A 22,253-nucleotide genomic window follows, 5' to 3' on the forward strand; every position below is an offset into this window, starting at 1 on the left:
GCCGATTTTTCCCGAAAATCTGATGGCACAGTGATTGATTAATGAGAAGCGGAATTTTTGAGAACAATAAAAATTAAAACATATAACAATGGGAAAAATAATCGGAATTGACTTAGGAACCACCAACTCGTGTGTTTCGGTGATGGAAGGAAACGAACCCGTAGTTATCCCCAACAGCGAGGGAAAACGTACGACTCCTTCAATTGTAGCGTTTGTAGAAAACGGAGAGCGTAAAGTAGGTGATCCTGCCAAACGTCAGGCAATTACCAACCCAACAAAAACGATTTTCTCGATCAAACGTTTTATGGGTGAAACCTTCGATCGCGTAACTAAAGAAGTGTCACGTGTGCCGTACCAGGTGGTAAAAGGCGACAATAATACTCCGCGTGTTCAAATTGACGACCGGAAATATTCTCCCCAGGAAATTTCTGCCATGGTGCTTCAGAAAATGAAGAAAACGGCAGAAGATTACCTCGGACAGGAAGTAACCGAAGCAGTAATTACAGTGCCTGCTTATTTTAATGATTCTCAGCGTCAGGCGACTAAAGAAGCCGGCGAAATTGCAGGCTTGAAAGTTCGTCGTATCATCAACGAGCCTACTGCTGCATCTTTGGCATACGGTCTTGACAAAATGCACAAAGACATGAAAATCGCAGTATTCGACCTTGGTGGTGGTACTTTCGATATTTCAATTTTGGAGCTGGGCGACGGTGTATTTGAAGTAAAATCTACCGATGGTGATACTCACCTGGGTGGAGACGATTTCGACCAGGTAATTATCGACTGGCTGGCCGCAGAATTCATCAGCGAAGAAGGCATTGATTTGCGCAAGGACCCAATGGCCCTGCAACGTTTGAAAGAAGCTGCAGAGAAAGCAAAAATCGAATTGTCAAGTTCTTCTCAAACCGAGATCAACCTGCCTTATATTATGCCGGTGAATGGTATTCCAAAACACTTGGTAAAAACCTTAACCCGTGCAAAATTTGAGCAGTTGGCTGACAGCTTGATCAATGCAATTATAGAGCCTTGCCGTAAATCGTTGAAAAATGCAGGTATCTCGGCGAGCGAAATTGACGAAGTAATTTTGGTAGGAGGTTCAACACGTATTCCTGCTATTCAGACCAAAGTAAAAGAATTCTTCGGAAAAGAACCTTCAAAAGGCGTTAACCCGGATGAGGTGGTAGCTGTAGGTGCTGCCATTCAGGGTGGTGTGTTAACCGGTGAAGTAAAAGACGTGTTGTTGCTGGACGTTACTCCGCTTTCGTTGGGTATTGAAACCATGGGTGGTGTAATGACCAAACTGATTGAAGCCAACACAACGATTCCAACCAAGAAATCGGAAACCTTTACAACGGCTGCCGATAATCAGCCTTCAGTTGAAATTCATGTATTGCAGGGCGAACGTCCGATTGCATCGGGCAATAAAACAATCGGAAGATTCCACCTCGACGGAATTCCGCCGTCACCACGTGGTATCCCGCAAATTGAAGTTACTTTCGACATCGATGCCAACGGTATCCTGCATGTGAATGCAAAAGACAAAGCTACCGGGAAATCGCAATCGATTCGTATTGAAGCTTCTTCGGGCCTGAGCGACGACGAAATTAAGAGAATGAAAGCCGAAGCCGAAGCAAATGCCGAAGCTGACAAAAAGGCGAAAGAAATGGCTGACAAAATCAACCAGGCTGACAGTTTGATTTTCCAAACCGAAAAACAACTGAAAGAATATGGTGATAAAATTCCGGCCGACAAAAAACAGCCGATCGAAGACGCACTGAAAAAGCTGAAAGAAGCACATGGTCAAAAAGACCTGGCTGCCATCGACGCTGCTATGAATGAACTGAATACGGTTTTCCAGGCTGCATCGCAGGAAATGTACAATGCTTCTCAGGCTCAGGGTGGGCAACAAGGTGGTCCGCAAGGAGGTCCTCATGCTGAAGGAGGTGCTCAAGGCCAGCCCAAAAACGACGGCGAAGTAACCGATGTAGATTTCGAAGAAGTAAAATAATTACTGACTCATAGAAATTGATGGTATAACCGAAGTTGTACCGTCAACGAAACGACAATAACTTCTGGAAAAGCCTTTTGTTGAAAGACAAAGGGCTTTTTTCTGTTTGGCATAAACCTTCTTCCGCTACAGTTGTTTGTGAAAAATAGATTAAAAAAGCAGAGCAATGAGCAACGAATACGAACAATCGAGAAGAGCATTTTTAACAAAACTGGGACTGACCATTGGAGCCAGTGCCATTGCAGGCGAAAAATTGTCGGCAAAAGTATTAAACGACAAAACTGAATTTCCGTTGAGCGCCGAACAACAACACTTAATGGATCGTTATGAAAACTGGATGGACGAATTTATTCCGGTAATTAAAGCTTTTCGAGCCAATCCGGCAGATTTGGAGGCCCAAAAAGGTATTGCCGACCTTTCGGAAGTAGCCGAAAGCTGGCGTGAACAATTGACTGTTTTTATGAAAGATGAAAACTTTGCGCGTTACTATATGACGGCAACCGAACGAATGACCAAGGAAATTTACTGATCATTGTTTCGGGGCAATCGCATGATTTTTTATTTGACTGAAAGCTTCTTCTTGCGAAGAGGCTTTTTTTACAGCATTGTATCCACAATCCAGCCCTCCGGTTTTTCCTGCATACGCTTCGGAATACTTTCGCGAATCACATCCTGAAGGGCGATCACCTGGCGCTCGCGTGCCGGCTTTTTTACAGTTACCATGCTAATTTCGCGTGCCGGCTCTTCTTTCTTTAGTTCCTTGATCATTTCTTCCTGTTCGGCCGGAATGTTGATGGTGGCCAATTCGGGAACAAAAGTTACGCCGCATTCGTTTTCTACAATTCGCCGAAGCGATTCAATCGAGCTGCTGCGGTAAACCAGCTGCTGGGCTGTTTTTTTCTGGTAGTTGATTTTACAGATCGAATTTACCTGGTTTTGAAAGCAGTTGCCTTCTTCGAGGTACCAGATGTCATTGAGATCCACTTCCTCAACATCCAGTTTATCGCTCGCAGCAAGCGGATGTTTTACCGAAACGTAGGCATAAAACCGTTCGTAAAACAGTGGCTCTACGCGAATATTGAGCATGGAAACAGGCGTTGAAATAATGCCGCAATCCAGTTTCCCCATTTTTAGCTCGTCGATGATTTCCTCGGTTTTTAACTCAAAAACTTCAATCTGAAGTTCAGGGTAATGGGTTTTCAGTTTTTGGGTGAACAGCGGAACCAGGTACGGTGCTACCGTAGGAATAATTCCCACCCGGAGGTTTCCTTTTATTTGTTCGCCCAGTTCGAGCGACAAATCTTTCAGCCGCTCTATTTGCTGAAGGATATCGACGGTTTTTTCGTAAAACACCGTGCCTTCATCGGTTAACTTTAGCGGCCGTTTGGTGCGGTCAATCAATTTAAAATCGAGTTCTTCTTCCAGTTTCTGAATCTGAAGACTGAGCGCCGGTTGCGTAATCCCAAGGTTTTCGGCAGCGGCAGAAAAACTTCCCGCATTGTATAATTCCCGCAGGTATTCCAGTTGATTGATGTTCATTCTATAAGTATTTAAAATGGAGTTATAAAAATAATAAATAATGCTAATAGTATATTTGTTGTGTAAATAATAAAAATCAAATACTAAAAATTAAATAAGATGAAAACAAAAAATCAACCCGCAGTAGAGAAATTAAACAAGTTATTGGCAGATTACCAAATCTTTTATCAGAACCTGAGAGGATTGCACTGGAATGTAAAAGGCGCCATGTTTTTCCAGCTTCATGCAAAATACGAAGAGTACTACAACGAATCATCAGAGATTGTTGATGAAATCGCAGAACGTATTTTAACCCTGGGAGGACAGCCGTTACATACTTTTGGCGATTACCTGAAAGTGGCAACCTTGGAACAGGTATCGAATCTTTCGGACGGAAAGAAAGGTGTTGAAACCGTACTGAACAGCTACCGTTTTTTCCTCGAAAGTTTTCAGGATATTCTGGCAACAGCAAGCGAAGCCGGTGATGAGGGAACTGCAGGAATGATGAGTGAATGGATCGGCCATACCGAAAAAAGAATCTGGATGTTGGAAGCCTACCTGGCATAAACGTTTTAAGACAAGATAAAAAGGAAAAGTGCCTCACCGTTTGGTGGGGTATTTTTTTGCCCCATTCTGAAACTTTCCGATTCGGTGGAAGTAAAATCTATTCTACAATGAGCTTATTTTTTAAGTGATACGGAAACAGGATTTATGAATTAAAACTAGACGAAAATGCCGGCGCAAAAACTAAGAACGTACCTCGATGAAAATAACATCAGGTACGTTACAATCAGACATTCCAGTGCCTACACTGCACAGGAGATTGCTGCGAAAACCCACATTTCGGGGAAGGAAGTGGCTAAAACGGTAATGATTAAAGTTGATCGTAACCTGGCGATGTGTGTTTTACCGGCCAGTTACAAAGTAGATTTCGAATTGCTTCAGGACGTGTTTGGTAAAGAAAAAGTAGCACTTGCCACCGAGGAAGAGTTCAAATATTTCTTCCCCGATTGTGAAGTGGGAGCCATGCCTCCGTTTGGAAATCTTTATGATTTGGATGTTTATGTGGCTCAATCGCTGGCCGAGGAAGAAATGATCGCCTTTAATGCCGGAAACCACACCGAGATGATTCAGATGCATTATGAAGATTTCGAACGACTGGTAAAACCGCATGTTTTCCGCTTCTCGCGCAAAGAAGTTGCAATGCCGGGCGATCCCAGCGAACGTTGGCAATCCGATTACTAATTTGCCGGTTACGGTTGCCGAAGTATCCGGATGAATTGGTTGGCTTTGGGATTTAAGATCGCAACTGCCGTTTTTTCCATATTTAGAGTGGAGAGAAGGGATTTAGTATCCTCCTCTAATCGATTTGCACATGTTCAATTAATGAAACATGCTCACAAATAACGCAATATTCAAAACCGCAACAATTGCTCCCAGACCGTAAAGTAAGATTTTCGAAAAAGGGGAATTCTTGTATTTGCCCATTACTTTTTCGGATGAAGTGAGATAAACCTGTAAAAATATGGTAAACGGGAGCTGAATACTCAGACACATCTGTGAAATGATGAGCCCGTTAAACGGGTTTGAAATTAGAAAGATGATGCCTAGTGCCAGAAGGAGAGAAATTGACACGCCCAGTCTGGAGTGGTTATCCTGAATGTCGTATGGTTCTTTGTACATCCCGGCAAAAATGGTTCCGGCTGCCATCCCCGAAGTGATGGTGGAGGAAATTCCCGAAAATAACAGTGCGACGGCAAAAACTGCGGCTGCGTGATTTCCAAGAAGAGGTGCCAGCAGCGAATTTGCCTGTTCGAGCTCAGTGACCGGTGTTTTGGTTTGAAAGAAGGTGGCGGCTGCCAGAATAATCATAGCACTGTTGATGGCCCAGCCAATGACCATTGAAATAAGCGTGTCGAGATATTCGTACCTCAATTGCTTTTTAATGATTTTGTCATCCTCCAGGTTCCACTGGCGGCTTTGAATAATTTCGGAATGAAGGAACAGGTTGTGGGGCATAACCACCGCGCCTAAAACACTCATGATAATCACCATCGATCCCGAAGGAAACGAAGGAGTTACCCAGCCTTTTACCGCAGCATTCCAGTCGATATTCACCAGCGACAATTCGTACAAAAATGATAGTCCAATTACTGAAACAAAGGCAATGATCCATTTTTCGATGACCCGGTACGAGTTGGTAAATAGCATAACAAATACAAAAATAGTAACCAGAAGGGCGCCTGCTCTTACCGGAATATCAAACAGCAGGTTGACGGCAATTGCCCCGCCCAAAATTTCTGCCAGAGAGGTCGATACCGATGCCAGCATGGCTGAGGACAAAAGCCAGCGGGCATGCCTTTTCTTCACATAAATAGCGGCTGCTTCAGAAAGACAAAGACCGGTTGCGATTCCCAGGTGGGCAACGTTGTGTTGCAGCACAATCAGCATAAGCGTCGACAGTGTCACCATCCACAACAACGAGTAGCCAAAGTTAGCTCCCGCAGCCAGGTTGGAGGCCCAGTTTCCCGGATCGATAAAACCAACCGTCACAAGTAATCCCGGACCAATAAACTTAAAAATTCCCCGTCCGCCGAATTTGGCTTTGTATCCTTTTCTGTCGATATTTTTTAATGCCTCAAACATGTTCTAAAATTAACGTTATAGTTAACCCATTATAACAATCGTCTGCCCGGATGGATGTGGGAATTGATATATTCTTAAAGATATTTCTGCATCTGGAAATCGCATCTATGTGGGGCTGTGGATTCAGTCGCGAATGTTTATGTGTCCGTTCTGATTGAACGTGGCCTTTTCAAAAAAAAAGCCGTCTGGTTGAAAAACAGACGGCTCTTCGATATAAGTGATCTTATTTTATTAAACGAATTCTACCGGTTTTCGGTTAATCCATTGTCCGCGGGTAAAATCCGGGAAATACTGGGGAGAACTACCTGTTGCAATAGAAGCTTCCGAAAGTGGTGTTACCGCACTCCAGGCAGCTGCATCGTATACGTCCATAACCGGTTGGCGTTGTTCTTTAACGGAATTAATAAATTCGCGGGTCACAAAATAGTCGATACCGCCGTGGCCCGATCCATTAGCAATTTCGCCGTATTTTTTCCAGAGCGGATGGTCGTATTTATCCTGCCAGGCCTGGAAATCATCCCAGGTATGTGCCGGACTTTGTCCTTCGATATGAATACGACGGGTACCGTAATCGAAGTCGGTAACTCCATCGGTTCCTGCCACATGGAAATTCAATGAATACGGACGCGGCAGGTTACAATCGTGGGTCACAATAATGGTTTCTCCGTTGGTTGTTTTTATCACCGAAGTAATAATGTCTCCCTGTTTCCACGGAAGTTGGGCATACGGATGATCTTTACCTCCCTTTTCTTCGATATAATCTTTCAGTCCCACTGCTTTTGTGGCTGTCGAAGTCAGATACAGGAAGCGGTTACCCCGGTTAATGTCTAACATGGCTGCAACCGGTCCCAATCCGTGTGTTGGATAAACATCGGCATTACGTTTGAGCGAGTGTTGTGTCCTCCAACGGGCCTCTCCCTGTGCACCTTCACCAAATTTCAGGTCCTGGTTGAATTTAACGTCAAGCAAACTGTGGCGGTAACCGCAACGGGCGTGTACCACTTCTCCGAAAATTCCCTGTTTTACCATGTTCATTACTGCCATGGCATCGCGGCGGTAATTTACATTTTCAAGGATCATACAAGGCATTCCGGTAGCTTCTGATGTATTAACCAGGTCCCAGCATTCTTCAATCGTATTGGCAGCCGAAACTTCAACAGCTGCATACTTGCCAGCTTTCATGGTTGCCACAGCCATGCGGGTGTGCCACAGCCATGGAGTGGCAATGATAACACCATCAATATCTTCACGTTTTAGCATTTCGAGGTAGGCATATTCGCCGTCAGAATACACTGCCGGTTCAGGTTTTCCCAGATCGCTCAGCATTTTTTTTGTGCTAGCAACTGCTGCCGGATCGATATCGCAGAAAGCGGTTACTTTCACTCCTTCTGTAATTGCGGCTCTGTGTACGTGACCCCGGCCACGTCCGCCAACTCCGATGAAAGCGATGTTCACCTCACCGTTCTTACTTTTTTTTGATAGTCCTGCCTTGGCAATGTGAGGAGCTGCAAACAGTCCAACACCGGCTGCGGTGGTCGTTTTTAAAAACGATCTTCGGTTTGATATTGTCATTTCGTATATGATTTAAGTTAAAGATGCTAATGTATCAATTTTGCAGCTCATATTGTTGAATAATTTATATAAATGCAGAACACTTTGGAAATATATTAAAATCTATAAGTGGTCTCAGTCGCTCAAAATTCTTATCGCCCGTTAATGCTGGCAATTTTTACACCTGCTTATTTTTCATCGGAAGTGAAACCGGGAAAGCACATACATTCGCCGGAGATTTGTTCTTTCTGATAACATAAAATAATTGTCTATTTTTACGTTTTTAATGAAAAAAGCTATGTATAAACTATTCGTGCTGTTTGTTTTTCTGCCGTTTTTGACGTTTTCGCAAGTCAATCAAACCGATGCAAACGGGTTACGCCAGGGCTTATGGAAAAAAACGCAAGCCAACGGAAGACCTGTTTACGAAGGATCTTTTAAAGACGGTAAACCGGTGGGAGAGTGGAAACGCTATCATCCGGGCGGACAGCTGAAAGCTTTAATTGAATACCGCGGCGACACGGCCCATACGCAATTGTTTGATGTTTGGCGGAAGAAACTCGCAGAAGGAGATTACTTCGAAGAAAAGAAGACCGGCGTTTGGTTGGTTTTTAAGGAAAATCAAAAAGTAGCCGATGAGGAATATCGCAATGGAGTGAAAGACGGCGTTTCGCATCGTTACTACGATACGGGCGAGGTAATGGAAGAAAGCCACTGGAAAAATGGCATGCAGGAAGGCGATTACCAGGTGTTTTTTAAAACAGGCGAGCCTTACATGCAGTGCAAAATGAAAAATAACATGCGTAACGGGTTGTTCCTGGTGTATTTCGAAAATGGTCAGCAGGAGACAGTTGGCGGGTATAAAGATAACTTGCGTAACGGCGAATGGAAATATTACAATGAAGAGGGAAAACACCAGTATTCGCTGTTTTACGAAGAGGGAAGAATTCTGAATCCGCAGGTTCGCGACAGTATTGACAATCTGCAAATGAAAGAACTGGAGAAAAATAGAAGCCACTTGCTCGATCCTGAAAAATTTATGCAGGATCCTTCGGAGTATATGATGCAGAACAAAATGTTCCGGTAAACCCTGTCTATATTTTGATTAAATTGGCGGGACAATTTGAAATACGCTAAATGACTCGATACCTCACACTGCTGTTTTTTTTGTTAACTATTGGAACACAGGCATTCGGACAAAATTATTACTGGATTGCCTTCTCCGATAAAAACGAAACCGAATATTCTTTGTCATCGCCCGGGGCTTATTTGTCAGAAAGGGCCATTCAGCGCAGAACACAACAAAACATTCCCATCGATTCACTGGATCTTCCGGTAAATAAAACGTATATCGATTCGGTACTTACACTTGATGTGACGTTTGTTCATTCTTCAAAATGGTTGAACGGGATCACCGTAAAAACGGAAATCGACAGTTTGGATACCTTGTTGCTACCCTGGACTTTTATTATCGAAGTTCAAAAAACAAAACCCGCAGTAATCACTAAAAGTGCGGCAGATAAGTTTGCGGAAGAATCATTTTCCGAAGCTGATCCGATCGATACTTCGCTGTATGGCGCATCGGTTCATCAGGTAGGAATGATGGAAGGCCAGTTTCTGCACAATCAGGGCTATAAAGGCGAAGGACTTCAGATTGCGGTCCTCGACGGCGGATTTGAAAGCGCTGATACATTGCCGGCTCTGGATAGCCTGTGGGCCAACAATCAGATTTTGGGCACCCGGGATTTTGTCGACCCGCAAAGTGATTTTTTTAGTACGAATTATCACGGAATGAGTGTTTTGTCGTGCATGGGAGGGAACTATTCCGGGAAATTGATCGGCACGGCACCCAAAGCATCCTACTGGTTGTTGCGTGCTGAGGATGATGATACCGAATATATTGTGGAGGAAGATAACTGGGCTGCTGCTGCCGAATTTGCCGACAGCGTGGGGGCCGATATTATTAATTCTTCGCTGGGCTATTTTATGTTTGACGATCCGAAAACCGATCATACCTACGCCGATATGGACGGGAAAACAACCCGTATTACACGAGCGGCCAATATTGCCGCTTCAAGAGGAATGCTCGTATTTGCAAGCGCCGGAAATGAACGGAACGACAGTTGGTTCCGCATCATTGCACCGTCTGACGGAACAGGTGTAATAGGTGTTGGCGCGGTGGATCAAAATCTTGTTCCTGCCAACTTTTCTTCTGCCGGACCGGCAGCTGACGGGGCCATAAAACCTAACCTGGCGGCGATGGGCTACCGGTCGATTGCACAACTACGAAACGGAGTGATCGGACAAATCAACGGAACATCGTTTTCGTCTCCCATTCTGGCGGGAATGGCAGCCTGTTTGTGGCAGCGGTTTCCGGAAAAATCTGCACTCGAAATCAAAGACGCCCTGGAAAAATCAGGTAGTAAATACCTTTCTCCCGACTCGCTGGTTGGCTATGGTATCCCCAATATGCGTTTAGCTGCTGAAATTCTGGATCCTTTATCGGCAAATATTGTCGAAACAAATAAACGCTGGAAGGTGTTTCCTAACCCAGTGAGCGATTTCCTTGTATTGGAACATTCGGGAACGATTCATTCATCCGAAATTCAACTTGAACTATATACCATCGACGGCCGTTTGAAAAAACACTGGTTGTATCCGGCGACGCAGAGAATCGTATTAAACAACTGGACGGCGATGGAAATCGGAATTTACGTATTGAGAATAAGTACGGCATCAGGAACAGAGTCGGTAAAGGTCAACAAAATAAGGTAGATGAATCAGAAACTCACTTTAACGGAACTGAATGAACAAATCAAGGATGCATTGTTGGATGCTTTCCCTGGAACGGTTTGGGTAGTGGCTGAAGTGAGTGAGTTAAAGGAAAACCGCAGCGGGCATTGTTATCTTGAATTGGTGGAAAAAGAAGGAAATGATATTACTGCGCGATCACGGGCCACGATTTGGTCGTATGCATACCGGATGTTAAAACCTTATTTTGAGACGACCACCGGACAACTTTTTTCACACGGCATAAAAATTCTGGTTCAGGCAACAGTGGAATATCATCCTGCGTACGGTTTAAGCCTGAATATCCGCGATATCGATCCAACCTACACCGTTGGCGACATGGCTTTGCAGCGAAAGCAGATCATCGAGCGTTTGCAAAACGAAGGTGTTTTCGAAATGAACAAGGAACTGGAACTTCCACTGGTTCCGCAGAAGATAGCTGTTATTTCTTCGGCAACAGCTGCCGGTTATCAGGATTTCATGAATCAGCTTGAGAGCAATGAATATGGTTTCCGGTTTTATACGCATTTGTTTGAGGCTTATATGCAGGGAGCTGAAGCGGTTCCGTCGATCATACGCGCTTTGGAGCGGATTTTTCAGTACGACGATTTTTTTGATGCCGTTGTGATTATTCGGGGAGGAGGTGCCACTGCCGACTTAAGTAGCTTTGATAATTACGACCTGGCCATAAACATTACGCAGTTTCCTTTGCCCGTAATTACAGGGATTGGCCATGAAAAGGATGACACGATTATCGATCTGGTGGCACATACCCGGCTAAAAACACCTACGGCGGTGGCTGAGTTTCTTGTTAACGGTGTAGAACGTTTTTACGAGCGTTTACTGGAAATGGAAAATTCTATTGTGCAGTTAACGCGTGAAACCCTTCAGTTTCAAAAGGAAAGGCTGGAAGGCCTGGCTGAAAACCTCAGCGATACGGTTTCTGGTTTTATCCGGGATAAACAAAACAAGTTAACCCGTACCGGAAGCCGTTTGCAGCACGGAGTTAGTTCATTTTCGTTTGGGAAGCAGCGCGAACTGATTGGGCAAAAACATCAACTTAATAAGGTACTTTCAGTTTGGTCGGTGGAAGCCCGGAACGAGCTCAACCGCAAACGTCGAATATTAAGAAGAGTGGCCGGAGAATCACTGTTAAAACAACAGGCGTTGCTGGACCGTGTTCAGCGAAAACTAGGAACCGAAGCTACTAAACGACTTTCGAAGGAAACAGACCGGATACGTTTGAATGAAAATACGGTTCGTTTATTAACGCCCGAAAATGTGCTGAAAAGAGGATTTACACTAACTTTGAAGGAAGGGAAAATCATCAAGTCGGCAAAGGAACTGAACGTGGGAGAAGAGCTGGAAACCCGCTTTGCGGATGGCAATGTAAAAAGTAAGATCACAAATAAAACCGAAAATGGTAAGTAAGAAAATATCGTACAGCGAAGCAATGGCCGAAATCGAAGAGATTCTTGAAAAAATCGAGAGCGAAGAACTGGATGTGGATGAACTGGCCGAAAAAGTAAAACGCGTTTCAAGCCTGCTAAAAACCTGCAAAGACAAGCTGACTCAAACCAACGAGCAGGTGGAGCAGATTCTGAAAGAAATGGAAGATTAAAACTTATGATATGAACACACAAGATGAAATTGTAAAAGTTTATACCGGTGACGAGTTTATGGTCAACAGGATCAAACAGGAATTGGAGTTGCACGGTATTTTTAGTCTGATCAAAGATGGTTATGGTCAGGGAATTTCGGCAGGTTTTGTTGGTGGAGTCCAGTCTGCCATCGAATTGTATGTCCGTGAAGAAGATTTAAAAGCGGCAATTGAAACAATCGAAGCAATTACAGAAGCATAATATGTATAGAATAGAACAGGTTGCAAAAACCATCGATCATGCGGTGTTAAAGCCCGATCAAACGCTGGCCGATTTGGAAGCCAACGCAAAGATGTGTGCTAAATACGGGGTTTTCAGTATGTGTGTAAAACCTTGTGATATAAAAGCCGCAAAAGAGTTGCTGAAAGACAGTGATGTAAAAGTGTCGTGTGTGTTGAGTTTTCCGCATGGCGCCGATGCTACACCGGTAAAAGTGTTTCAGGCTCAACAGGCCATTGAAGACGGTGTCGATGAAATTGACATGGTGATGAACATCGGGCGTTTTCTTTCAGGTGAATACGAATATGTTTTACAGGATATAAAAGCAGTTGTGGAGGTGGCACATCAGCATGGAATTTTGGTAAAAGTAATCCAGGAAAGTGGTTTCCTTACCCCGGAACAAATTGCGAAAGCCTGCGAACTGTCATATGAAGCCGGTGCCGATTATGTAAAAACTTCCACAGGATTCGGACCGGGCGGGGCCAAACCCGAATACATCGACGTGATGGTAAAAACCGTTGGCGCTAAAATGAAAGTCAAAGCCTCGGGAGGAATCCGCAGTTGGGAAGATGCGGTTGCATTTTTAGACCAAGGAGCTGACCGCCTGGGAATAGGATCAACTGAAACCGTGCTGAAAGGCGGTGTGGCCGATGGGGACTACTAGGAAATAGTCTCATTTTTTTTCGCGAAAAAAACAGCCATATTTGTGCTTCGTTTAACTGAAATGTTGAAAAAGCAACTTGGTTTCTTTTCTGCATTTCGCGATTGACAGGGATTGGGAATGTATTTTTTAGACGGAGACAGAATTTATATAAAACCGGAACGTGCGTGTTCTACACTTGAAGAGCAAGTGGAGAGCTGTTGTGTAAAGTTGCTGAAAATCAATTCGGGGAAGCGTATTTTTAAGCTCAACTTTTTTGTTGATACCGAATCGGATGAGGCTTATGCAGGACTCCGAAGCCGTGTCAAAAAACGTATAACAGAGCTGTTCTCCGAGAATATTATTCTGTCGTTTATAGCCCAGCCGCCTCTTACCTGCAAAATTATTGTGGAAGCACTTTACTACGATCCGGAAATCTGGGAGATGAAAACTATTTCCGATGGGGAAAATGGTGCGGCGGTTTTTAGCAACCACAAAATGCAAATACTGGTGGGTAACGTACATACCAATCGGGAGGCATGCTGTAAACTCAGCTCGGAACAGGCATTTGGCGCGTTGAACGAGGTACTTGAAAACGCTGATTTTGGCATCGGGAACATTATCCGGCAATGGAATTACCTCGAAAATATTCTTGGTTTCGATGGAAATGAGCAGCGCTACCAGGCTTTTAACGATGTGCGTTCGCATTATTACGGTTCGGTTTTCGAGAAAAACGGATACCCGGCAGCTACCGGAATTGGGATGAACCGTGGCGGCGTTATTATTGAATTTGTTGCCGTTAAAGGAAAAGGATTTGTAACGCGTCCTGTCGATAATCCCGGACAGATTTCGGCGCACAATTACAGCGAGAACGTATTGGTCGGTGAGGAGTGCAGCGTAAAAACCACTCCAAAATTTGAACGGGCCCGCTACTTCAATTACGAAGATAAAAAGCTTATTTTTATTTCGGGGACTGCTTCTATTACCGGCGAGCTTACAGTGGGAGTCGGCGATCCGGTTCATCAAACCGAAGTGACCATTCAAAACATACAGCGTTTATATTCCGATGAGGTACTTCAAAATCTGTCGGACGAAAAGTTGGAAGCCAAATACGGCCACGCCCGCGTGTATGTTAAGAACCGGAAAGATTTTCATCCGATTCGAAAAACCTTCAAAAAGCATTTTGGGAACCTGCCGGTGGTTTATATCATTGCCGATATTTGCCGAACCGATCTGTTGGTTGAAATCGAGGGCAAGGTGATTTTGGAATAACCCGGATGCGAAGTTCTGTGCCTTCTCTGTGAACTCTGTGGTAAAAACAGAAACACAAAGTATCACAAAGAAGGCACAAAGTATCACAAATAGATTGCTAAAACTTAAAGTCTACCCCAAACATAAAATGTGTTCCGGCCTGAGGAAAATAGCCATCTTGTTTATAGCGCTCGCCACCAAAAAAATAAGAGTAAACCCAGGCATTCGATTCATATTTTTCATTAAACAGGTTATTCACCATGCAGTGCAAAACAATTTCGTCGAAAAAGCCGGTTTTTAAACGGTAATCAATTTTCAGGTTGTTTACGAAATAGGCATCCAACACTCTGTCGTTGTTCGAAGTGTTATCGATGTATTGTTTGCCAACATAACTCGAGAGCAGGCTAAACGACAGGTTCTTTGCCGGTGTAAACAATATCTGGCTATTCCCGGTAAAGTTGGGTGAAAAGGCCAAATCTGTAGTTCCAAGGTCAAATGCTTGTTGTTCGCCGGTATCCCAATCGTCAACAAATTCGGTAAAATCTTTTATTTTGTTTTTGCTGATTGTCGCGTTGGCATTCCATTGTAAGGTACGCGAAATCTTCCAGCCAGCTTGTAATTCCAAACCGGCGCGGTAACTTTTATCAACGTTAAGCAAAATTACCCCGCCCACATCGTTTATTTCTCCGGTTAAGACCAATTGGTCTTTATAATTCATGTAATACAAGTTGGCTCCGGCTGTAAAATTCGACGACTGATAATTGTAACCTATTTCCCAATCATGTAGCGTTTCGTGTACCGGTTGTTTTCCGTTCGGGTCGGCATCCACAAAGTTATCGCGGTTGGGTTCGCGGTTGGCTACGGCAAACGATGCATAGATTTTCTGGTTATCGGCAGGTTGATAAAATATTCCCAGTTTCGGATTAAAAAAGTTGTAGTCATGCTCCTGGCTAATGTCTCTTAAATCGTCATGAATCCCCGTGATTTTATAGTTGATATTGCGGTATTGCAGATCAGTATAAACATTTAATTTTTTCGCCAGTTGATAGCTGAATTTTGCATAAATATTGAAATCCTTTTTCAAGCCGTTTCCACGGTACCACTCGTAATTGGGGGCAACGTTGCCTAAATACTGTGCCCAGATAACATTTCCGAAGTGGTCGCCATCGTATGTATTCCAACCTCCGCCTAATGTAAAGTCAACCCGGTCTTTTTTGTGGTTTAAAGCGAAAACACCTCCGTAAAAATCATTGTCGAGCCATTTGCGGTTAACCAAATCAGAAGAAAAAACGGTATCATTTCCGACAACCGGATACGGGATATTGTACTTTTCCTTTAAATCCTGATCAGCCTTGTAGTTTTCGTAGTAACCACGTCCTCTGCGGTAATGAATGCCTGTGTTCAGGTGCAGGTATTCATTAAACTGGTGAGAAAAATGCAGGTGGTAATAATCTTGTTGATAGTGGTCTATCTGGTTATCGTACGTGTAATAATTGTACGTGCGGCTATCCGAGTTAATCATGTGCTGAGTTTCCTCGTGTGTATAAAGCCAGTTGTCTTCGTATTGTTGCATTCCTGCCATGTCGTTATTTAAACGCACCGACGGAACACCCCACCACGACTGGTAAGTTTCTTCGAGACCCGAGAAAACATTGATTTTCAGCACTGACTTTTTTGTGTAATAACCACCCGAAACAAAGAATGATTTCAGGTCGGAAGAAGCCCGGTCAATAAAGCCGTCTGATTTTACTTTACTGAGGCGAACATCAAACGTAAATTTACCATCAAGCAAACCGGTTCCTGCCGAAACAGTGTTTTTAAAAGTATTGAAAGAACCAATTGAAGTTCGGTATTCCGCTGAAGGTTCCTTGTTGAGGGTGTTGGTTTGCAGGTCGATAGAGCCACCAAAAGCAGCGGCTCCGTTTGCCGAAGTTCCTACCCCGCGCTGAACTTGTACGTTTTCAAGCGATGAGGCCAAATCCGGAATATCAACAAACCATGTTCCGTGTGATTCCGATTCTGAAATCGGGATTCCGTCAATGGTAACGTTGATGCGGTTTAAATCGGTTCCGCGGATACGGAAATTGGTGTAACCCACTCCGGCGCCCGCATCAGAAGTTGCCACAAACGATGGTGTGAGTTGCAGCAAATACGGAATGTCCTGTCCGAGGTTTTGGCTTTCCAGTTGCTCTTTCGTTACATTGCTGTAAGCCACCGGGGTTTTGTTCCCTGCACGGGTGGCCGAAACCAGTACTTCGTCGGTTAAAACACTTCCCGGCGCCAGGTTCACTTCAATTTTCTTGTTGTTTTGAAGACTGACTTCCACTTCTTGTGTTTCGAAGCCAATAAAAGAAACCTTTAGCGTGTAATCGCCAGCTTTCAGGTTTTTTATTTCGAAATTGCCGTTGCCATCGGTGGAAACGCCGTAAAAGGTTTGATCGATGACAACGCTCGCTCCGGCCAGCGGTTCGCCATCACTTAAAATAACGCCACTCAGTTTAACCTGAGCAAAAGACACAACTACACACATTTGCAGCAGCAGTAAAAAACTAAACTTTTTCATTTTGTGATTAATTGGTTAAAAAAATAACCAATGAGGCAGGAAATGTTCCTTTTCGCTCTCCCTCCGCCGGTACTAACCGGATCAGGTTCTTTGAGTATAATCTCAGTCCCAAACACTCGGGACACCCCATTGCGTAAATATCGCGACAAAGGTATAAAGCTTTTTTTGATTTTGTCAAACTTTTGGTAAAGGAACCCGACCGATAGGTATTTTGTTCGTTTTTTTTAGGAGGATGTTCTTGCTATCGTCTGAAAATGAGATGGAAAATTTATATTAATTCAAACTCATGAATTTCAAGTTTCATTTTTTCTTTTGTGGATTCTTGGTCGGAACTAATTTGGAGCGCATTTGCCACCGCTTCTGAAATGTCCAGAACTTTTAGATTTGGATGGCGTGAGAATGTCTTTTTACACATCGGACAGGCAGTTGCCAGCACATCCGGGCGATAGCGCAAATAATCTTCCACCGCTTGGTTACGAAGCAGCGAACGTTCGACCTGTGAAATTTTCAGGTTCCCCAAACTACCTCCACAGCAGTGTGCCATGTGCTTTTCATTTTTAATGGGAATTACTTTTCCTGTGGTCCGCAGCACTTCCCGCGGTGGTTCATACATGCCCATTCCGCGTCCCAGTTCGCAGGGATCATGATAAATTATCCGATCCGAACCTTTTTTCAGTGCGATGATTTCTTGTTGAAGGAGGTTTAAGATATATTCGGCATGAAACACTACTTCCACATTTGCGAGTTCATAATCTTCTTTGAAAACCTTGTAGCAAATGGGGCAGGAAACGACCAGCTTTTTTGCTCCCGAGCCAATTATTTTTCGGGTGTTGTTGGCAATCAGTTTCGAAGCTGCTTCGTATTGTCCGGCCAGCATCAAAGGGCGGCCGCAACAAGGTGCTTTTTCCTCGTCCATAAACCACACATTTTCACCGGCCAGATGGAAAAGCTTTTTCATAGAAGCAATAATTCCTGGGGTGAGATGAGTCATACATCCGGCAAAATAAACCGTGTCTGCTTTGGGGACAGGGCCATCTTCCAGGTATTTGTAAGAGGAATTGTACTGCCGGGTAGATTCAATACGCTGGGTAATTCGCAGGTCGATGGTGTTGATTCCTACCGGGCAGTCAACCTCGCATTTTCCACAAAGCAGACAGTTAAAAAGTTGTTCGTCGGAGAGATTGTGGTTGCGGATGTTTTTCAGAATGTACACCGATTGCGTGTTGTTTATCCCGGCCGCCGATAGCTGGCAATTGTCAAGACACAACCCGCAGCGCGAGCACGAAAACACCTGGATGTTGGTGTAAGTATTGTTTCGTTTTTTTAGTTTGACGCCTGCATTCCGAACAAAAATCAATAATATCTCCGTGGGGATGTGCATGTAACGCGAATTGGGCAAAGCGGCAAAAAAGAATCCCAGCGAGCAGGAATAGGCGGTCCAAAGTGAAAGGTTGGCCGTTTCTGAGTTCAGGTTGCCAAAAATGTGACCAAGAGTGGAAGTCAGAAAACTACCATTTCCGTACAAACCGGCCGACATTCCTTCGGATAAAAGCCGCAAGGGAAAAATCATCCAAAGTGAGAGTAAGGCAATCCGGTCGCCGGTTTTTAACCGGGTGGTTTTTTTCATCCCAAAGAGTTTTTTCTTGAATCTTTTTAGCAGAGCCAGTGCAACTCCTGAAAGAACAAACAGCAGTAACAAATCCATCAGAAATGAAAAAATACCGGATAACATGAAAGAATGATCCGTTTCGAAATAGCGAAAAAATACGGGGAGATAAATGGGTGCAATTAATGATTGCCGGGAAACCATCACTTCAATGTGCCCGACAACAATCAGCAAAAACCAGCCAAAAGCGAGACTCATGTGCATGTAACCCAGTACCGGGTTTTTCCTGAAAATTTTGCGATGCAGAAGTCCTTCCATAAAAACTTCTTTGATGGAATCAAAAAAACGCCGGGTTTTGAAAGAGTGTATCAGCCGCAGTTTATCAAGCCTCGACAAGCCGCCAACCCATTTTACAACGCGAAATCCCAGAATTCCGAGGAGGTAGATAAAGCCAATGCTAAAGGGAAGGATGATGAGCTTTTCCATTATGCGGTTGTATTTTCGTTTTTCAGCATGGCAATGCGCTTTTTGATCAGCAGAATCACGTTCCGGATATTGATGTCGCGCGGACAAACCAGTGTGCATTTCCCGCAAAACATACATTTCTGGATTTCTTCGGAGAGTTTTTCTGTTTCGCCGCGGCGCAGCCACAGCCCGATTTTGCGAACATTGAAATTGGTCAGGTTACCGGCGCTGCAGGTTGCTGTGCAGCCTCCGCACGAAATACAGGTAAAAAACGATGGTTCGTATTTTAGCACATAAAGCAGCAGCCGGTCGTCGAAATTATCGAAATCGATCTGACGGGAAGCAGGTTTTAAAAAGCTGAGATCGTTCATGGTCTGCGGTTTTCAAAAAAGTGAATGATTTCTGTTGCAGCCGACCGCGCGTTTTCGAGCGTTTCGTTCACAGCCATTGGGCAAATTGCGGTGCCGGTCATAAAAATTCCCTCTTGCGTGCTTTGGTTGCGGGCGCAGTGCATGTTGGCCGATTTCAGAAAACCGTTTTCATCCACGGTCATTTGGTTTTTCTGAATCAGCTGCGAAGTGGATACTCCCGGTTCCATTCCCACCAAAAGTATCACCATGTCAACCGTCATCCGAAGCGGACGGCCCTGAAGCGTGTCTTCAGCTTTGATCTGAATGCTTTTGTCGGCGCGCTCGGCAGCCTCGGATAAACGGCCCCGGATAAACTGGATTTTATGGCGTTTCTGAGCTTGTAGGTACAGGCTGTCGAACTTTGATCCGTACAAACGCAGGTCCATGTAAAAGCAAAAAACTTCGCAGTCGGGCAGCATTTCGCTGATTTCGATGGCCTGTTTTATCCCGGTGATGCAACAAACTTTCGAACAGTAAGTATTGCCAACTTTGGCATCGCGCGAGCCTACACAATGGATAATGGCAACCCGCTTGGGTGCTGTTCCCTGAATGGTGTGCAGCTGGCCGTGTTTCTTCATCCGTTTCTCAAAATCAACCGATGTAATCACATTCCCAAACAACCCGTAACCGTATTCTTCTTTAATAGTGGCATCAAAAACATTAAAGCCAGAAGCTACCAACACGGCATCTGCAAAAAAACGGACATCCTGGTTGGCCCGTAATTCGAAGCGTTTCCCGTTTCGTTCAATCCGGCTGATTTCGGTATTGCAAACAGTGTTTACTCCGCTGTCTTTTGTTTTATTCGCCAGCGAATTCACCAGTTCATCGGGCGACGAAAAATCGGGGAAAAGATGATCCCAATCGTTTAGTTTGCCGCCTGTGTTTGCCTGTTTTTCAATCAGTGTCACTTTCAGTCCCTGCCGGGCAAGTACCGAAGCGGCCTCCATTCCGGCAATTCCTCCGCCAATAACAGCTACATGTTTGTTGTTCACCCTCTTCGTTTTTTATGTTTTCAACTGGTTTTACATGCAATCACATCAACCCACTCAATCTGTATTCAATCTTGTTTTGCTAAACAACCTGTAAATTCAGGTTCGTTAATGTATTGTCCCCTAACGCCTGTAAATTTTTGTTTCGGATCATATTCAACTCCTATTTTGTTCAAAAGGGGCTCTACATCAATCTGGTGCATTTGCAAGCCAATGTCCTTCCAAGGATCGTAACCCAGCACCAGTCCTGCAAGTTCTTCGTGTGAAAGCACAGGGATGCCGTTTTCGCCTCCGTAAACTTTTCCCTCAATTTGTGCCAGTGCATATTGCCAGCGGTCGAGAAACATGTTGCAGCCGGGGCAATTGGTCAGAATCATATCGGGCTGATACGGTTTCATGCTTTCAAATTTTTTGCGCGAGTTGGAAATGGAATAGCTTCGGTTGTTTTTTACGAGGTAATGCCGGAATCCAAAACCACAGCAATGCCGGCGTTCCGGATAATCGACCGCTTCTCCGCCCCAGGCTTCGATCATTCCGGTGAGTACGCGCGAATATTCAGAGCCGCCCACACCTTTCTCGGGAAAGATTTTAGCATAGTGGCACCCGATATGGTCCACTATTTTCAGCGGTTCTCCTGTTTCTTTATTGATCAAGCGGTATCGTGCCTGTGTCGCAATTTCTTTTCTGAAATGGTAAATAATGTCACAGGCGTGGGAAAGATTCTCCGGTATTTCAAACGTTCTTCCTGTGGCTTTTAACAGGTTTTCGCGGGTTTTCTCCAGTTCTTCAGGGAATTCTTTCCAGGTGGAAAGTACCTCGTTGTAGCCGCCAAACGACGTAATGCACGACACTGCGCAGTTTTTGTAACCGCGTTCCGTCATAAGCGAAAACTGCCGGGCTACCATGGATTGAAAGGTTTCGAAAGGCACAATGTCGGAATGATAGCCGATCCCCGAGCAAGTGGTGTGATGTGGATCGTCGTAAACCTCTTTCCGCAGCTTATTTTGAAGGATGGACAAAAATACTTTTTCAGCTCCCGGATTAAAGTTTTGCCGGATGCAACTTCTCAAATAAAAGAACTTGTTGTCAGCAATTTCCTTGTTGTATTCGCTCCAGCGTATTTTGGTTTTTGTTTCCATGTTTGGCTTATTCATTCAGTAGATACTGCGTGTATTTTTCCATGTCAGCTTCGCCGTTTGGGTCAGTCAATCCCAGTTCAATTGCTTTTCGTTGACTGAAATACTCAATGGTTTGATAGAGTTTTAAGCCTCCACTTACCTCAAATATCTGGTGAAGTTCATCCAGATCTTTATCGCTGATTTTTCGCAGGGCGCCGGGGCCATCACCATCGAGGTTGGCGCCCACCGACGCATACACTTCCTGCATGTTTTCGTATATCCAGCGCCAAACCGGCCCCTGTTCCGGATGGGTAGCCGGAACGAGGGAAGTTGGATGGACACAGTAGCCAAACTGGAGGAGGTTTGCGCCAATGGTTTTGACGATTAAATACTGCTGACGGCCCATCCGGCTTTTTATAAAAGCGCCGGTTTCCTGGGAGAGTTTGCGTAGCACACTGATGATGAGTCCGGGACAGTTGTTGCGGGGGCAGCGTGTTTTGCACGACATACACTGGCCACAGTACCAGATGGTATCGCTTTGGAGCAGCGCTGCAATTTTTTCTTCGTTTCCCGATTGAACGGTGATGGCAATGCTTCTCGGGTCGTATTCGTAAAACTCGGCCGCCGGACAAATGGCTGTACAAATTCCGCAGTTCATGCAGGCCTGCAGCCCTTCTTCCAGCCGTACATCCGCTTTTAATCTTTGGTTTAAATCTGAATACATAAAAACTGCCTGTATTTTGCAAAGCTTGGCAAATACCGACAGTTTTAAAACCGCTGATATACGTATTCTGAACTACGTTTATATACGTAGTTGC

The 22,253-nt window shown here is 44.5% G+C and carries 20 protein-coding genes and 1 riboswitch; of the genes, 11 read left to right on the forward strand and 9 right to left on the reverse strand.

Going from position 1 to position 22,253, the window contains the following annotated elements:
• Window positions 1–88 precede the first annotated feature (88 nt).
• Both dnaK and MR764_RS16350 read left to right on the forward strand, forming a co-directional pair.
• On the forward strand, window positions 89–2,008 hold the full coding sequence (gene dnaK, locus MR764_RS16345; protein WP_247980518.1) for a molecular chaperone DnaK: 1,920 nt from the start codon (window positions 89–91) through the stop codon (window positions 2,006–2,008).
• Window positions 2,009–2,174: 166 nt separating this feature from the next.
• Entirely contained in the window at window positions 2,175–2,537 is a 363-nt protein-coding gene (locus MR764_RS16350) for a hypothetical protein (protein ID WP_247980519.1), read from the forward strand.
• Window positions 2,538–2,605: 68 nt separating this feature from the next.
• On the opposite strand, the gene MR764_RS16355 is transcribed toward MR764_RS16350, so the two are convergent.
• Window positions 2,606–3,547, reverse strand: coding sequence for a hydrogen peroxide-inducible genes activator (locus tag MR764_RS16355; RefSeq protein WP_247980520.1), 942 nt, complete (start codon window positions 3,545–3,547; stop codon window positions 2,606–2,608).
• Window positions 3,548–3,646: 99 nt separating this feature from the next.
• On the opposite strand from MR764_RS16355, the gene MR764_RS16360 reads away from it, so the two are divergent.
• On the forward strand, window positions 3,647–4,093 hold the full coding sequence (locus MR764_RS16360; protein WP_247980521.1) for a Dps family protein: 447 nt from the start codon (window positions 3,647–3,649) through the stop codon (window positions 4,091–4,093).
• Between the two features lie 165 nt (window positions 4,094–4,258).
• A complete protein-coding gene (locus tag MR764_RS16365) occupies window positions 4,259–4,771 on the forward strand; it encodes a YbaK/EbsC family protein (RefSeq protein ID WP_247980522.1) in 513 nt (170 codons plus the stop codon).
• Window positions 4,772–4,909: 138 nt separating this feature from the next.
• Here the strand turns inward: MR764_RS16365 and MR764_RS16370 are convergent, their stop codons facing one another.
• Together MR764_RS16370 and MR764_RS16375 are read right to left on the reverse strand one after the other, a co-directional pair.
• The gene (locus MR764_RS16370; protein ID WP_247980523.1) at window positions 4,910–6,172 is read right to left on the reverse strand and encodes an Nramp family divalent metal transporter; all 1,263 of its coding nucleotides are present in this window, start codon (window positions 6,170–6,172) and stop codon (window positions 4,910–4,912) included.
• Between the two features lie 231 nt (window positions 6,173–6,403).
• On the reverse strand, window positions 6,404–7,744 hold the full coding sequence (locus MR764_RS16375) for a Gfo/Idh/MocA family oxidoreductase (RefSeq protein ID WP_247980524.1): 1,341 nt from the start codon (window positions 7,742–7,744) through the stop codon (window positions 6,404–6,406).
• 277 nt (window positions 7,745–8,021) lie between these two features.
• Here MR764_RS16375 and MR764_RS16380 point away from each other — a divergent pair, with 277 nt between their 5' ends.
• The 7 genes from MR764_RS16380 to MR764_RS16410 all read left to right on the forward strand — a co-directional run bounded on the left by MR764_RS16380 (window position 8,022) and on the right by MR764_RS16410 (window position 14,305).
• Window positions 8,022–8,810, forward strand: coding sequence for a hypothetical protein (locus MR764_RS16380; protein ID WP_247980525.1), 789 nt, complete (start codon window positions 8,022–8,024; stop codon window positions 8,808–8,810).
• Between the two features lie 50 nt (window positions 8,811–8,860).
• Window positions 8,861–10,498, forward strand: a complete 1,638-nt coding sequence (locus MR764_RS16385; RefSeq protein WP_247980526.1) for a S8 family serine peptidase — start codon at window positions 8,861–8,863, stop codon at window positions 10,496–10,498.
• Window positions 10,499–11,944: an exodeoxyribonuclease VII large subunit gene (gene xseA, locus MR764_RS16390; protein WP_247980527.1), complete on the forward strand. Its 1,446-nt coding sequence runs from the start codon at window positions 10,499–10,501 to the stop codon at window positions 11,942–11,944.
• Window positions 11,934–12,134 carry an exodeoxyribonuclease VII small subunit gene (gene xseB, locus MR764_RS16395; RefSeq protein WP_247980528.1) on the forward strand — a complete coding sequence of 67 codons (201 nt, stop codon included), beginning with the start codon at window positions 11,934–11,936 and terminating at the stop codon, window positions 12,132–12,134. The genes xseA and xseB overlap by 11 nt, the downstream gene beginning before the upstream one ends.
• Window positions 12,135–12,144: 10 nt before the next feature.
• The gene (locus MR764_RS16400; RefSeq protein ID WP_247980529.1) at window positions 12,145–12,375 is read left to right on the forward strand and encodes a DUF2007 domain-containing protein; all 231 of its coding nucleotides are present in this window, start codon (window positions 12,145–12,147) and stop codon (window positions 12,373–12,375) included.
• A 1-nt stretch (window position 12,376) separates the two neighbouring features.
• A complete protein-coding gene (gene deoC, locus MR764_RS16405; protein ID WP_247980530.1) occupies window positions 12,377–13,057 on the forward strand; it encodes a deoxyribose-phosphate aldolase in 681 nt (226 codons plus the stop codon).
• A 117-nt stretch (window positions 13,058–13,174) separates the two neighbouring features.
• On the forward strand, window positions 13,175–14,305 hold the full coding sequence (locus tag MR764_RS16410) for a hypothetical protein (protein ID WP_247980531.1): 1,131 nt from the start codon (window positions 13,175–13,177) through the stop codon (window positions 14,303–14,305).
• A 97-nt stretch (window positions 14,306–14,402) separates the two neighbouring features.
• Here the strand turns inward: MR764_RS16410 and MR764_RS16415 are convergent, their stop codons facing one another.
• From MR764_RS16415 to MR764_RS16440, 6 genes are all read right to left on the reverse strand, one after another.
• Complete coding sequence (locus MR764_RS16415; RefSeq protein WP_247980532.1) at window positions 14,403–16,847, reverse strand: TonB-dependent receptor; 2,445 nt, start codon at window positions 16,845–16,847, stop codon at window positions 14,403–14,405.
• Between the two features lie 41 nt (window positions 16,848–16,888).
• Window positions 16,889–16,986: riboswitch (TPP riboswitch) on the reverse strand.
• Window positions 16,987–17,115: 129 nt separating this feature from the next.
• The gene (locus MR764_RS16420) at window positions 17,116–18,939 is read right to left on the reverse strand and encodes a (Fe-S)-binding protein (protein WP_247980533.1); all 1,824 of its coding nucleotides are present in this window, start codon (window positions 18,937–18,939) and stop codon (window positions 17,116–17,118) included.
• The gene (locus MR764_RS16425) at window positions 18,939–19,289 is read right to left on the reverse strand and encodes a 4Fe-4S dicluster domain-containing protein (RefSeq protein ID WP_247980534.1); all 351 of its coding nucleotides are present in this window, start codon (window positions 19,287–19,289) and stop codon (window positions 18,939–18,941) included. The genes MR764_RS16420 and MR764_RS16425 overlap by 1 nt, the downstream gene beginning before the upstream one ends.
• Window positions 19,286–20,320: an FAD-dependent oxidoreductase gene (locus tag MR764_RS16430; RefSeq protein ID WP_247980535.1), complete on the reverse strand. Its 1,035-nt coding sequence runs from the start codon at window positions 20,318–20,320 to the stop codon at window positions 19,286–19,288. Before MR764_RS16430 ends, MR764_RS16425 begins: the two co-directional genes overlap by 4 nt.
• A gap of 65 nt (window positions 20,321–20,385) precedes the next feature.
• Window positions 20,386–21,456 (reverse strand): heterodisulfide reductase-related iron-sulfur binding cluster, encoded by a 1,071-nt coding sequence (locus MR764_RS16435; protein ID WP_247980536.1) that lies wholly within the window; start codon window positions 21,454–21,456, stop codon window positions 20,386–20,388.
• Window positions 21,457–21,463: 7 nt separating this feature from the next.
• A complete protein-coding gene (locus tag MR764_RS16440) occupies window positions 21,464–22,159 on the reverse strand; it encodes a 4Fe-4S dicluster domain-containing protein (RefSeq protein WP_247980537.1) in 696 nt (231 codons plus the stop codon).
• Between the last annotated feature and the right edge of the window lie 94 nt (window positions 22,160–22,253).

This window comes from Maribellus sp. YY47, assembly GCF_023111095.1.
In the GTDB taxonomy this organism is placed as follows: Bacteria; Bacteroidota; Bacteroidia; order Bacteroidales; family Prolixibacteraceae; genus Draconibacterium.